The organism is Streptomyces sp. NPDC046870 (assembly GCF_040704595.1).
Lineage (GTDB): Bacteria > Actinomycetota > Actinomycetes > Streptomycetales > Streptomycetaceae > Streptomyces > Streptomyces argyrophylli.
In genome coordinates, this window is record NZ_JBEYXM010000001.1 from 1 (window position 1) to 12,953 (window position 12,953).

At 72.1% G+C, this 12,953-nt stretch carries 10 protein-coding genes and 1 pseudogene; 4 read left to right on the top strand and 7 right to left on the bottom strand.

Annotated elements, in window-relative coordinates:
* Both AB0946_RS00005 and coxB read right to left on the bottom strand, forming a co-directional pair.
* A pseudogene (locus tag AB0946_RS00005) lies at nucleotides 1–249 on the bottom strand (cytochrome ubiquinol oxidase subunit I); the annotation flags it as partial.
* Complete coding sequence (coxB, locus tag AB0946_RS00010; RefSeq protein WP_103817935.1) at nucleotides 246–1,205, bottom strand: cytochrome c oxidase subunit II; 960 nt, start codon at nucleotides 1,203–1,205, stop codon at nucleotides 246–248. The gene coxB and the pseudogene AB0946_RS00005, both read right to left, overlap by 4 nt.
* A gap of 280 nt (nucleotides 1,206–1,485) precedes the next feature.
* Here coxB and AB0946_RS00015 point away from each other — a divergent pair, with 280 nt between their 5' ends.
* A complete protein-coding gene (locus AB0946_RS00015) occupies nucleotides 1,486–2,862 on the top strand; it encodes an aminotransferase class V-fold PLP-dependent enzyme (protein WP_366758348.1) in 1,377 nt (458 codons plus the stop codon).
* Between the two features lie 19 nt (nucleotides 2,863–2,881).
* Here AB0946_RS00015 and AB0946_RS00020 read toward each other — a convergent pair whose 3' ends face one another.
* Nucleotides 2,882–3,856, bottom strand: a complete 975-nt coding sequence (locus AB0946_RS00020) for a carbohydrate kinase family protein (RefSeq protein ID WP_366758349.1) — start codon at nucleotides 3,854–3,856, stop codon at nucleotides 2,882–2,884.
* Nucleotides 3,857–4,038: 182 nt separating this feature from the next.
* Here AB0946_RS00020 and AB0946_RS00025 point away from each other — a divergent pair, with 182 nt between their 5' ends.
* Nucleotides 4,039–4,248 (top strand): hypothetical protein, encoded by a 210-nt coding sequence (locus AB0946_RS00025; protein ID WP_366758350.1) that lies wholly within the window; start codon nucleotides 4,039–4,041, stop codon nucleotides 4,246–4,248.
* Between the two features lie 99 nt (nucleotides 4,249–4,347).
* Nucleotides 4,348–5,877: a hypothetical protein gene (locus AB0946_RS00030; RefSeq protein ID WP_366758351.1), complete on the top strand. Its 1,530-nt coding sequence runs from the start codon at nucleotides 4,348–4,350 to the stop codon at nucleotides 5,875–5,877.
* 64 nt (nucleotides 5,878–5,941) lie between these two features.
* Here AB0946_RS00030 and AB0946_RS00035 read toward each other — a convergent pair whose 3' ends face one another.
* Nucleotides 5,942–6,298, bottom strand: a complete 357-nt coding sequence (locus AB0946_RS00035) for an iron-sulfur cluster assembly accessory protein (RefSeq protein ID WP_028422454.1) — start codon at nucleotides 6,296–6,298, stop codon at nucleotides 5,942–5,944.
* A gap of 263 nt (nucleotides 6,299–6,561) precedes the next feature.
* Between AB0946_RS00035 and nadA the strand changes: the two genes are divergently transcribed.
* A complete protein-coding gene (nadA, locus tag AB0946_RS00040; RefSeq protein ID WP_366758352.1) occupies nucleotides 6,562–7,746 on the top strand; it encodes a quinolinate synthase NadA in 1,185 nt (394 codons plus the stop codon).
* Nucleotides 7,747–7,797: 51 nt separating this feature from the next.
* Here nadA and AB0946_RS00045 read toward each other — a convergent pair whose 3' ends face one another.
* The 3 genes from AB0946_RS00045 to AB0946_RS00055 form a co-directional block, all read right to left on the bottom strand.
* Nucleotides 7,798–10,899, bottom strand: a complete 3,102-nt coding sequence (locus AB0946_RS00045; RefSeq protein WP_366758353.1) for an efflux RND transporter permease subunit — start codon at nucleotides 10,897–10,899, stop codon at nucleotides 7,798–7,800.
* Nucleotides 10,900–11,031: 132 nt separating this feature from the next.
* On the bottom strand, nucleotides 11,032–11,712 hold the full coding sequence (locus AB0946_RS00050; RefSeq protein WP_366758354.1) for a response regulator transcription factor: 681 nt from the start codon (nucleotides 11,710–11,712) through the stop codon (nucleotides 11,032–11,034).
* The gene (locus tag AB0946_RS00055; protein WP_366758355.1) at nucleotides 11,709–12,944 is read right to left on the bottom strand and encodes a sensor histidine kinase; all 1,236 of its coding nucleotides are present in this window, start codon (nucleotides 12,942–12,944) and stop codon (nucleotides 11,709–11,711) included. Before AB0946_RS00055 ends, AB0946_RS00050 begins: the two co-directional genes overlap by 4 nt.
* Between the last annotated feature and the right edge of the window lie 9 nt (nucleotides 12,945–12,953).

Consider the following 12,953-nt stretch of genomic DNA (forward strand, 5'->3'; position numbering starts at 1 on the left):
GAACTGCTCGTTCGACATGATCTGCAGGCCCGGCCGGGCCAGCTCGGCGCGCATGAGCAGCGCCATCACGCCACCGATCAGGAAGAACGCGAACGACGTCGCCAGATACATCGTGCCGATCGTCTTGTGGTCCGTGGTCGTCAGCCACTTCACCACGACATTGCCGGGCTGCTTGCGCCGGACCGGCAGCTCGTCGGCGTGCGAGCCTTCAGCTGCCGCGGCACCCTGGGGTTCGTTGAGGATGCTCACAGGATGTTCGTCCTCTGGTTCTTCTCGTGGCTCGTCTGCGCGATGCCGGCCGGGATGTAACCGGTCTGCCCCTTCTGCGCGAGCTCCTTGAGGTGCTGCGCGTAGCGCTCCGGGGAGACGACCTTCACGTTGAACAGCATCCGGGAGTGGTCGACGCCGCAGAGCTCGGCGCACTTGCCGAGGAAGGTGCCCTCCTTGTTGGGGGTCACCTGGAAGGAGTTGGTCCGGCCGGGGATGACGTCCTGCTTCATCAGGAACGGCACCACCCAGAAGGAGTGGATGACGTCACGCGAAGTGAGGACGAAGCGGACCGTCTTGCCCTTGGGAAGCCAGAGCGTCGGACCGGGGTTGTTCGTCTGGGGGTTCCGCGTGCCGGGCGTACCGACGTCGTAGACACCGCCGGCGTTCGCCGGGAACTGCTTGCGCAGCTGGTCCGAGATGGCGGTCAGGTTCTTGTCGGTCCTGGCGTCACCGGTGGAACCGGGAACGTTCTCGATGTAGTTGAAGCCCCAGCTCCACTGGAAGCCGACCACGTTGACCGTGACGTCGGGCTTCTTGGACATGTCGAGGAGCTTCGACTCGTCCCGGGCCGTGAAGTAGAACAGCACCGAGATGATGATGATCGGGACCACCGTGTACAGCGCCTCGATCGGCATGTTGTACCGGGTCTGCGGAGGAACCTCGACCTTGGTGCGGCTGCGCCGGTGGAAGAGGGCACTCCACAGGATCAGGCCCCACACCAGCACGCCGACGGCGAGCGCGGCAGCCCAGGAGCCCTGCCACAGGGAGAGGATCCGCGGAGCCTCTTCCGTGGTCGGGGTGGGCATGCCAAGGCGGGGGAAGTCCTTGTATGTGCAACCGGTTGCGGTCGCCAGGACCAGGCCCGCGGTCAGTGCCTGCAGCAGCTTCCGCCGCATCGGGCGCCGCGGCGAGCGGTCGGAGCCGTTGGGACTCACGTAGCGCCTTCCCGAGAGTCTCGCCCGCGCGGTCGGCTGCGGCCTTCTCGCTGGTCGGTCGCCGCCCTGCGTCGGGCAGGGGTTTGGATGTTTATGCGGACCAAACCCTAGCCCACCCTCTCCGAGGGTTCGCGGGGAGGGGTGCCTACTAGGTGGGGTGGTTCGCTTGATTGGCCGCCGCGGGAGCGTCGTGGCTGGTGGCGCCCCGCGGCGGAGCCCCTCGCGTCACGATCCCGCGCCCCCGGGCCGGCCGCCTCCACCGGGGTCTTAACGTTGCCGTATGGCCTACTTTGACGCTGCCTCCGCCGCTCCTCTCCATCCCGTCGCCCGCCAGGCGCTGTCGGCCTCCCTGGACGAGGGATGGGCCGATCCGGCCCGGCTCTACCGGGAGGGACGCAAGGCCCGGATGCTGCTGGACGCCGCACGGGAGGCGGCTGCCGAGGCCGTCGGCTGCCGGCCGGACGAGGTGGTGTTCACGCCGTCCGGCACCCGGGCCGTACACATGGGTGTCGCGGGGGCGTTGGCCGGGCGGCGGCGGGTGGGACGCCACCTGATCGTGTCCTCCGTCGAACACTCCTCCGTACTCCATTCGGCGGAGGCGTTCGAGGCGGACGGCGGGACGGTCACCCGGGTGGCCGTCGACCGTGCGGGAGCCGTCGACCCGGCGGGGTACGCGGCCGCGCTGCGGGCGGACACCGCGCTGGCGTGCCTGCAGTCGGCCAACCACGAGGTGGGGACCGTGCAGCCGGTGGCCGAGGCGGCGGAGGTGTGCCGGGCGGCCGGGGTCCCCCTGCTGGTGGACGCGGCGCAGTCGCTGGGCTGGGGGCCGGTGGAGGGCGACTGGTCGCTGCTCGCGGCCAGCGCGCACAAGTGGGGCGGGCCGTCGGGGGTCGGGCTGCTCGTCGTGCGCAAGGGCGTGCGGTTCGCCGCCCAAGGGCCGGTGGACGAGCGGGAGTCGGGGCGGGCGCCCGGGTTCGAGAACATCCCGGCGATCGTGGCGGCCGTGGCCTCGCTGCGCGCGGTCCGGGTCGAGGCGGCCCAGGAGGCGGTGCGGCTGCGGGGGCTGACGGAGCGGATCCGGGCGCGGGTGCCGGAACTGGTGCCGGACGTGGAGGTGGTCGGCGACGCCGTGCGCCGGCTGCCCGGGATCGTCACCTTCTCCTGCCTCTACGTCGACGGCGAGGCACTGCTGCACGAGCTGGACCGGGCGGGCTTCTCGGTGTCCTCCGGCTCCTCCTGCACGAGCAGCACGCTGACTCCCAGCCATGTGCTGAAGGCGATGGGGGTGCTGAGCGAGGGGAACGTACGGGTGTCCCTGCCGCCCGGCACGGCGGAGGCGGACGTGGAGCGGTTCCTCGAGGTGCTGCCGGGGGCGGTGGCCGGGGTGCGGGACAAGCTGGGCGCGCCCGCCCCGGTCACCCGGGGCGGTCCGCGGGAACTGCTCGTCGACTCGCTCGGCAAGCGCTGCCCGATCCCGGTCATCGAACTGGCCAAGGTGTTCGGCCAGGTGCCGGTGGGCGGCACCGTCCGGGTCCTCTCCGACGACGAGGCGGCCCGCCTGGACATCCCGGCGTGGTGCGAGATGCGGGGGCAGGAGTACGTCGGGGAGGAACCGGCGGAGCGGGGAACGGCGTACCTGGTGCGCCGGGTGAGCTGACAGGGGCGCCGGCCCGGCCTCAGCTCAGGTGGGCCCGCACCTCCTGGCCGGCCTCGTCGCCGTACGCCTTCACGAACCGCTCCATGAAGTGGCCCCGGCGCAGCTGGTACTCCTGCGTGCCCACGGTCTCGATGACCAGCGTGGCCAGCATGCACCCCACCTGGGCGGCGCGCTCCAGGGAGACGCCCCAGGCCAGTCCGGACAGGAATCCGGCGCGGAAGGCGTCGCCGACGCCCGTGGGGTCGGCCTTGCGCTCCTCCTCCGGGCAGGCGACCTCGATCGGGTCCTCGCCGGTCCGCTCGATGCGCACGCCCCGGGAACCGAGCGTGGTGACCCGGTGGCCGACCTTCTCCAGGATCTCCGCGTCGCTCCAGCCGGTCTTGGACTCGATGAGCCCCTTCTCGTACTCGTTGGAGAAGAGGTAGGTCGCCCCGTCCAGCAGTATCCGGATCTCCTCGCCCTCCATCCGGGCGATCTGCTGGGAGAAGTCGGCGGCGAACGGGATGTTCCGGGAGCGGCACTCCTCGGTGTGGCGGAGCATCGCCTCGGGGTCGTCGGCGCCGATGAGGACCAGGTCGAGACCGCCCACGCGGTCGGCGACCGTCTTCAGCTCGATCAGCCGGGCCTCGCTCATCGCGCCGGTGTAGAAGGAGCCGATCTGGTTGTGGTCGGAGTCGGTGGTGCACACGAAGCGGGCGGTGTGCAGGGTCTCGGAGATGCGGACCGAGTCGGTGTCGACGCCGTGCCGGTCGAGCCAGGCCCGGTACTCGTCGAAGTCGAAGCCGGCGGCGCCGACCAGGATGGGCCCGGTGCCGAGCTGGCCCATGCCGAAGGCGATGTTGGCGCCGACGCCGCCGCGGCGCACGTCGAGGTTGTCGACCAGGAAGGAGAGCGAAACCGTGTGCAGCTGGTCCGCGACCAACTGGTCGGCGAAGCGGCCGGGGAAGGTCATGAGATGGTCGGTGGCGATGGAGCCGGTGACTGCGATGCGCACGACGGGATTCTCCTGCGGAAATAAGAAGGTGCGCGCGTGAGCGCTCGTGGGAAGGGCGGTGGCGGAGACGGGAGGGCGGATTGACAGTTCACGCTACCCGGTCGGAAGCCGCCACTGAAGCTGGCGAAACTACCCGATAGTAGCTCTTTTGCCGCAGCCCGGGCCGTGCCTACGGTGCGAGCATGACGAAGCCCGAGTTCACCTCTTCCGCCCCGGCCGATCCCGACGGCGACCTCGCCGCGCTGCGCGGCGACTGCGCCCGGATGGCGCCGCACTGGGCGGCCCCGGAGCACACCGAGTCGCGGCCGGTGCCGCCGTCCCGCATCCACGGGGTGCGCGTGCCGGCGCGGTCCGCCCGGCTGCTGGACGCGATGTCGGACTACGGCGACTGACCGCGGCCCGCCGGCCCGGGAACCGCGCGCTCGCCTCCCGCGTCCCATCGCCGTCCCCCGCGGGGGACACGGGACACGACGCAGCGAGGGAGCGATGCGGTGAACACCGAGCGGTCCGAGAACCCCGGCGCCCCTGAGGAGCGCGACCAGTCCCCTAAGGGCCCGCCGGCGACGGCGGGTCCGGGACGGGCCGGCGGCCGGCGACCCACGGCCGTCATCGTCGCCGTCGCCACGGCGGCCGTCCTCCTGATCGGCGGTGGTGGTGCCTACCTCGCCGCGGGCGGCGGCACGGAGCACCGTACGGGCGGTCCGGCCGCCCCCGGCGCGGCCCACGGCACTCCCCCGCCGCTCGCCCTGGACGGCTGGGCGCGCTCCGGCACCGGCGGGATCGCGCCCGGCGAGCCGGACCCGTACGGCACCCGGTACGTGGCACAGGGCGAGCTGCCCGACGGGCCCGGCTCGGCGCCGGTGTACGAGCCGGGGGCCGAGGTCGGCCGGGAGCGGGTGGTCCGGCTGGCGAAGGCGCTCGGGATCGACGGGGCGCCGGTGGCCGAGGGGCGGATCTGGCGGGTCGGCGGGCAGGACGGCTCCGGGCCGAGGCTGACGGTGAACCGGGACGCGCCGGGCGGCTGGAGCTTCGACCGGTACGCGCCCGGCACCGACAACTGCCGGAAGGTGACCGTCTGCGCCCAGGACCCGGGCGCCCCGGCCGGCGACCCGGTGAGCGTGGCCGAGGCGGAGAAGGCGGCGGCACCGGTGCTGGAGGCGGCGGGGCTGGGCGGCGCGAAGCTCGACGCGAGCCGGGTCATGGGCGCCCGGCGGGTCGTCGACGCGGACCCGGTGGTCGGCGGGCTGCCCACGTACGGCTGGACGACCGGCCTGACCGTCGACCGCGACGGCGAGCTGGTCGGCGGTCACGGGCTGCTGGCCGCGCCGGTGAAGGGGGACACGTATCCCGTGGTGGGCGCGGCGCGGACGCTGGCGCTGATGAACGGGACGGCGGGGAACGGCCACCGGATGGGGATCGGGGGGTGCGCGAGCCCCGAGCCGCTGAAGGACCGGCTGGAGCGGCCGTGCGGCGCCTCGACGGAGGCACCGAAGGCGGCCCGGAACACGGTGACGGTCGACAAGGCGGTGTTCGGGCTGGCCGCGCAGTCCGTGGGCGGGCGGCAGACGCTGGTGCCGTCCTGGCTGTTCCGGGTGCGCGGGTCCGCGGCGGGCGGCGCGTTCACGGTGACGTATCCGGCGGTCGACCCGGCGTACCTGACCTCGGCGTCCGCGTCGTCTACGGCGGAGCCCTCCGCGTCGCCCCCGGCGTCCGGGGAGAGCCGGAGCGTGAAGGTGAACGGCTACACGGCCGACGGGCGGACGCTGGCCCTGAGCTTCTACGGCGGGGTGTGCGCCGACTACCGGACGTCGGCGCGGGAGAGCGGCGACCGGGTGACGGTGACGGTCACCGAGCGGCCCTGGCCGGGCCGGGTGTGCGTCCTGATCGCCAAGGAGTACGTGAAGACCGTGACCCTGGGCGCGCCGCTGGACGGACGGAGGGTGGTCGGCGCGGACGGCACGGCGGTCCCGAAGGCGAAGCCGGGCTCCCTGCGGCCGGACGCGTCGGCCCGGCCGCGCTGACCGGGCGGGAAACGTGAAGGCGGCGGCCCCCACGAGGGGACCGCCGCCTTTTCCGGCCGTCGGCTCAGCTGAAGGAGTCGCCGCAGGCGCAGGAGCCGGTCGCGTTCGGGTTGTCGATCGTGAAGCCCTGCTTCTCGATCGTGTCGACGAAGTCGATGGTGGCACCGCCGAGGTACGGAGCGCTCATCCGGTCCGTGACGACCTTGACCCCGCCGAAGTCCTTCTCCACGTCACCGTCGAGCGAGCGCTCGTCGAAGAAGAGCTGGTAGCGCAGGCCGGAGCAGCCGCCGGGCTGGACGGCGACGCGCAGCGCGAGGTCGTCGCGGCCTTCCTGGTCGAGCAGGGCCTTGACCTTGGCCGCGGCGGCGTCGGTCAGGATGATGCCGTCGGTGACGGTGGTGGTCTCGTCCGATACGGACATCTACATCTCTCCCGGGTTGTACGGAGACTGCTTGCCGACGAGTGCAACCGGCGCTTCCGCGGATTCATTCCGGGCCGGGCATTGTCGTTGTCGCGTTTTTCTTCCGAGTTCATGCTCGCACATGGTCCTGGGCGCCGACAGCGGCCTGTGGAGGGACCCGGGCGGGATTCACGTCACATGGACGCTATGGCCATCGTCAAAGTGACGTGAACCGGTTATGATTGATAGCGTCAGTTAGACGAAAAGTAGAAAGGGTGCGTGTCGTGACCACCGCCCAGACCCCGGAGCTCGACGTGCAGCCGACTCCGCTCGCCCTGCTGCTGCTCGGCCGCGAGGCCGACCCGAAGAGCGAGCGGGGCGTCGAGTGTCCCGGAGACCTCCCGTCGCCCTCGGACCCCGACCTGGTCGAGCGCGCCCGCGCCGCCAAGGCCCGCCTCGGCGACAAGGTCTTCGTCCTCGGCCACCACTACCAGCGCGACGAGGTCATCCAGTTCGCGGACGTCACGGGTGACTCCTTCAAGCTGGCCCGGGACGCGGCCGCGCGCCCGGAGGCCGAGTACATCGTCTTCTGCGGTGTGCACTTCATGGCCGAGTCGGCGGACATCCTGACCTCCGACGACCAGAAGGTCGTGCTGCCCGACCTCGCCGCCGGCTGCTCCATGGCCGACATGGCGACGGCCGAGCAGGTCGCGGAGTGCTGGGACGTGCTCACCGAGGCGGGCATCGCCGAGCAGGTGGTCCCGGTGTCGTACATGAACTCCTCCGCCGACATCAAGGCGTTCACCGGCAAGCACGGCGGCACCATCTGCACCTCCTCCAACGCCAGGCGCGCCCTGGACTGGGCCTTCGAGCAGGGCGAGAAGGTCCTGTTCCTGCCGGACCAGCACCTGGGGCGGAACACCGCCGTCCGCGACATGGGCATGTCCCTGGACGACTGTGTGGTCTACAACCCGCACAAGCCGAACGGCGGGCTGACGGCCGAGGAGCTGCGGGCCGCCAGGATGATCCTGTGGCGGGGGCACTGCTCGGTCCACGGCCGCTTCAGCCTGGACTCGGTCGACGACGTGCGCGCCCGCATCCCCGGCGTGAACGTGCTGGTCCACCCCGAGTGCAGGCACGAGGTCGTGGCGGCGGCGGACTACGTCGGCTCGACGGAGTACATCATCAAGACCCTGGAGGCGGCCCCGGCCGGTTCCAAGTGGGCGATCGGCACGGAACTGAACCTGGTGCGCCGCCTGGCGAACCGTTTCGCGCCGGAGGGCAAGGAGATCGTCTTCCTCGACAAGACGGTCTGCTTCTGCTCGACGATGAACCGCATCGACCTGCCCCACCTGGTCTGGGCGCTGGAGTCCCTGGCCGACGGCAACCTGGTCAACCGCATCGAGGTCGACAAGGAGACGGAGGCGTTCGCCAAGCTGGCGCTGGAGCGGATGCTCGCGCTGCCGTAGTGAGCGCGGAAGGGCCGGGTCTCCGAGGAGGCCCGGCCCTTCGTCATGCCGTCACACCCCGGCCGGCTCCGGCTCCTTCCGCGGTGCCGGCTGCCTCTTCGCCGCCCGCTTCCGCGCCCGGCGCTCCTTGCGGAGCTCCAGCATCGCGTAGAGCGTCGGGACCAGCAGGAGCGTCAGCAGGGTCGACGTGATCAGCCCGCCGATGACGACCACGGCGAGCGGCTGGGCGATGAAGCCGCCCTCACCGGTGACGCCCAGCGCCATGGGGAGCAGGGCGAAGATCGTCGCCAGCGCCGTCATGAGGATCGGCCGCAGACGGTGCCGGCCGCCCTCGATCACGGCCTCCACCACGCCGTGGCCCTGCGCCCGGTACTGGTTGATCAGATCGATCAGCACGATCGCGTTGGTCACCACGATGCCGATCAGCATCAGCATGCCGATCATCGCGGGCACGCCCATCGGGGTGCCGGTGGCGACCAGCAGACCGATCGCGCCCGTCGCCGCGAACGGGACGGAGACCAGCAGGATCAGCGGCTGGGCGAGCGAGCGGAACGTCGCGACCAGCAGCATGAAGACGATCGCGATGGCGGCCAGCATGGCCAGGCCCAGGTTCTTGAAGGCGTCGTCCTGGTCGGAGGAGACCCCGCCGATCTCGGCCGTGGCACCCGCCGGCAGCTTCAGGTCCTTGATCTTCGACTGGAGCCTGGTGCTGATCGCACCCGTGTTGTCACCCGTCGGCGTGGCCGTGATCGTGGCGGCGCGCTGCCCGTCGATACGGGTCATGGACACCGGCCCGTCCACGAGCTTCACCGTGGCGATGTCACCGAGCTTCACCGGGCCGAGGCGCAGCGCCTTGAGCTGGGCGAGCGTGGTCGCGGGCTTCGCCGACCGCACGACGACGTCCCGCTCGGTGTCGTCGAGGACCGCCTTGGCCGCCGTCGTACCGCGCACGGCCTGCGCCACCGCGGCGCCCAGCTTCTGGTCGTCGAACCCGGCCGCCGCTGCCTTGGCGTTGGCCCTGACCGAGATCCGCGGCACGCTCTGCGCGAGGTCGCTGGTGACGTCCGTGACGTGGTCGAGGCCGGCGACCGCGGAGCGGACCTGTTCGGCCGCCGTCCGCAGCACCCCGGGGTCGGACGCCTTGACCACCACGCTCAGGTTCTGGTCGCCGAAGCCGTCACCGCCCGACACCGTGGTCGTACCGCTGCCCTTGAGCTTCTTCAGGCCGTCCTCGAGCTGTTCGCGCACGTCGTCGTAGGACGCGGAGTCCTTCAGCATCACCTGGTACGACGCCTGGTTGGTGTCGGTGCCGCCGCCGAAGGCCGCCATGAAGCCGGAGGAGCCGACGGTGACCTGGTAGTCCTTCACGCCCTCGGTGGCGGCGAGCAGCTTCTCCACCCGCTTGGCCTGCGCGTCGGTGGCGGCGAGGCTGGTGCCGGGCTTCAGCCGCTGCTTGACGGTGAGGACCTCCTGGTCGCCCTGGTCGAAGAAGTTCGTCTTCAGCAGGCCGGACATGCCGAACGTGACGACCAGGACGACGAGCGCGATGAGCACGCTGGTGAGTCTGCGGCGCGTGGCGAACCGCAGGACGGGGACGTACGCCCGCTGGAGGCGGCTGCCGGCCTCCTTCTCCTCGGCCTCGCGGCGGGCCTGAGCCGCGTCCTCGGGGGTGCCCTTGGGGGCGCGCAGGAACCAGTACGACAAGACGGGCACGACCGTCAGCGACACGAGCAGGGAGGCCAGCAGGGCCGCCGTCACGGTGAGGCTGAACGAGCCGAACAGGGCGCCCACCATGCCGCCGACCAGGCCGATCGGCAGGAACACCGCGACCGTGGTGAGGGTGGACGAGGTGACCGCGCCGGCCACCTCGCGCACCGCCGTGAGGATCGCCTCCCTGCGCTCCTCGCCGTAGCCGAGGTGCCGTTTGATGTTCTCCAGGACCACGATCGAGTCGTCGACGACCCGGCCGATGGCGATGGTCAGGGCGCCGAGCGTGAGCATGTTCAGGGACAGGCCGCGCGTCCACAGCACGATCAGGGCCAGCACCACCGACAGCGGGATGGAGACCGCCGTCACCAGCGTCGAGCGGACCGACGCGAGGAAGACCAGGATCACCAGGACCGCGAAGAGCAGGCCGAGCGCGCCCTCCGTGGTCAGGCCCTTGATGGACTTGGACACGGCCGGGCCCTGGTCGCTGACGACCGTGAGCCTCGCGCCGGCGCCGAGGTCCGCGCGCAGGCCGGGCAGCTTGTCCTCGACCGCGTTCGAGATGGAGACCGCGCTGCCGTCGTGGTCCATGGTCACGTTGACGGCGAGGCTGGGCCGGCCGTCGGTGCGGGTGAGGGAGTCGGCCGGGGCCGGCTGCTCCTCGACCGTGGCCACGGCGCCCAGACGCACCGGCCGCGTCCCGCCCTCACCGGTGACCCTCAGGTCCTCGATCTGCCGCAGCGAGGTGAAGCCGCCGCCGACCCGGACGGTGCGGTTGACGCCGCCCTCGTCGAAGGAGCCGGCCGGCACGGTCGCGCCGCCCGCCTGGAGGGCCTGGCCGAGCGCGGCCGGGGTGAGGCCGGCCCGCGCCAGCTTCGCGTCGTCGGGGGTGACGGTGACCTGGAGGTCGCGGACGCCGGTGACCTGGACGCGGCCGACGCCGTCGATGTCCTTCAGGGCCGGCACGACCGTCGTGTCGAGCTGGTCGGCGAGCGCCTGCTGGTCCTTGTCGGAGGTGACGGCGAGGACCACGGTCGGCATGTCGTCCGTGGAGCCGGAGACGACCTGCGGGTCGACGTCGTCCGGGAGCTGGTTGCGGGCCCGGTTCACGGCCTGCTGGACGTCGGAGACGATCCGCTTGGTGTCGTTGCCGTACGCGAAGGACGCCATGATCACGGCGTTGCCCTCACTGGCGGTGGAGGTGACACCGGTGACGCCGTCGACGCCTTGCAGGTTGTTCTCGATGGGCTCGACGACCTGCTTCTCGACCACGTCGGGCGAGGCGCCCTGGTACGGCGCGATCACCGACACCATGGGCAGTTCTATGGTGGGCAGGAGCTGCTGTTTGATCTGGGGTATCGCGATCAGCCCGAAGGCGAGCGCGACGAGGGACACGAGCCCGACGAGGGCGCGTTGGGCGAGGCTGAATCTCGACAGCCAGGACATGGATCAGGGTCTCTCTTCTGTGAGCGGCAGAAGTCTCCACCACCCTGAGCCATCCCAAAGGGCCGTTGTGTAGGCCCCAGGTCCCGTTCCTGCGGCGGCCGCTACTCCGCGCGCAGTAGACGCGGGTGGAGATCAGTCCGTCCTCGGACGTACCAGCCCCGACTCGTACGCGATGACGACGAGCTGGGCCCGGTCCCGCGCGCCCAGCTTGGCCATGGCCCGGTTGACGTGCGTCTTCACCGTCAGCGGGCTGACCGCCAGCCGCTCGGCGATCTCGTCGTTGGAGTGGCCGCCGGCGACCTGGACGAGGACCTCCCGCTCCCGGCCCGTGAGGGCGGCGAGCCGTTCGGAGCGGGCCGGGTCGGCGCCGTCGCCGTCGTCGCCCCGCGCGAGGAAGCGGGCGATCAGGCCCTTGGTGGCGGCGGGGGACAGCAGGGCCTCGCCGCCGGCCGCGACCCGGATGGCGTTCAGCAGCTCCTCCGGCTCGCTGCCCTTGCCGAGGAAGCCGGAGGCGCCGGCGCGCAGCGCCTGGACGACGTAGTCGTCGACCTCGAAGGTGGTCAGGATGACCACGCGGACCGGTGCGAGGGAGGGGTCGGCGCCGATCTGCCGGGTGGCGGCCAGGCCGTCGGTGCCGGGCATCCGGATGTCCATGAGGACGACGTCGGGGCCGTGCTCCTTGGCCAGCCGGACCGCCTCCGCACCGTCCGAGGCCTCCCCGACCACCTCCATGTCGGGCTCGGAGTCGACCAGCACCCGGAACGCGCTGCGCAGCAGTGCCTGGTCGTCGGCGAGCAGGACACGGATGGTCATACGGGTTCCCCCTGGGCCGTCGTCGTCTTGACGGGCAGGATCGCATGGACGCGGAAGCCGCCGCCGTAGCGGGGGCCGGTGGTCAGGGTGCCGCCCAGGGCGGTGACCCGCTCGCGCATGCCGAGCAGCCCGTGCCCGCCGCCGTCCTCGGACGCGTGGCCGGCCCCGGGGGCGCCGGGCTTGCCGGGGCCGTCGTCCAGGACGGTGACCTCGACGTTCGGACCGACGCGTACGACGCTCACCTCGGCCTCGGCGTCGGGGCCCGCGTGCTTGCGCACATTGGTCAGCGCCTCCTGGACGATCCGGTAGGCGGCCAGGTCGACGGCGGCGGGCAGTTCGGTGCCCTGGTCGGCGCGGGCCACGGACACCGGCAGCCCGGCGCTGCGGAAGGTGTCGGCCAGCTCCTCCAGGCGGCTCAGGCCCGGAGCGGGTTCGGTGGGGGCCTCGGGGTCACCGCTCTGGCGGAGCAGGCCGACGGTGGCGCGCAGTTCGTCGAGCGCGCTGCGGCCGGCCTCGCGGACGTGTGCGAGGGCCTCCTTGGCCTGGTCGGGCCGCTTGTCCATGACGTGCGCGGCGACCCCGGCCTGCACGTTCACCAGGGCGATGTGGTGGGCGACGACGTCGTGCAGATCGCGGGCGATGCGCAGCCGCTCCTCGGCGACCCGGCGGCGGGCCTCCTCCTCGCGGGTGCGTTCGGCGCGCTCGGCGCGGTCCCGGATGGCCTGGACGACCGCGCGACGGCTGCGCACGGCGTCGCCGGCGGTGGCGCCGATGCCCGTCCAGGCGAGGACGCCGAGGTTCTCCTGGGCGTACCACGGCAGCGGGCCGGCGAGCATGGCGGCGGCCGTCAGCACGGTCATGGTGAGCAGGCCGAGGCGCCAGGTGGTGGAGCGGTCGGTGGTCGCGGCGACGGTGAACAGGGCGATGACGGCGGACATCGCGACCGGGGCGCGGGGGTCGCCGGTGACGCACTCGACCAGGGAGACGGTGCCGGTGACGGCGAGGACCGTCTTGGGCGCCCGGCGCCGGAAGACGAGCGCCGCCGCGCCGGCCAGCATGAGGAGGAGGCTGAGGAGGGAGGGGGCGTGGACGTCCCAGGTCAGGCCGTGGTGGCCCTGGGGCGCGGCGAAGGAACCGGCGACCATGCAGGCCAGCACGCCGGCGGCGAGCGCCGCGTCCGCCGCCAGGGGGTGTGCCTTGAGGCCGCACCGGGCGCGTTCGAGAGTGCTCACGTTCTGCAC

Excerpts from the sequence above, each read along its gene's own strand:
- AB0946_RS00015 (WP_366758348.1), top strand. The coding sequence starts at position 1,486 with ATGGCCTACTTTGACGCTGCCTCCGCCGCTCCTCTCCATCCCGTCGCC.
- AB0946_RS00050 (WP_366758354.1), bottom strand. The coding sequence starts at position 11,712 with ATGACCATCCGTGTCCTGCTCGCCGACGACCAGGCACTGCTGCGCAGC.
- AB0946_RS00045 (WP_366758353.1), bottom strand. The coding sequence starts at position 10,899 with ATGTCCTGGCTGTCGAGATTCAGCCTCGCCCAACGCGCCCTCGTCGGG.
- AB0946_RS00025 (WP_366758350.1), top strand. The coding sequence starts at position 4,039 with ATGACGAAGCCCGAGTTCACCTCTTCCGCCCCGGCCGATCCCGACGGC.
- AB0946_RS00035 (WP_028422454.1), bottom strand. The coding sequence starts at position 6,298 with ATGTCCGTATCGGACGAGACCACCACCGTCACCGACGGCATCATCCTG.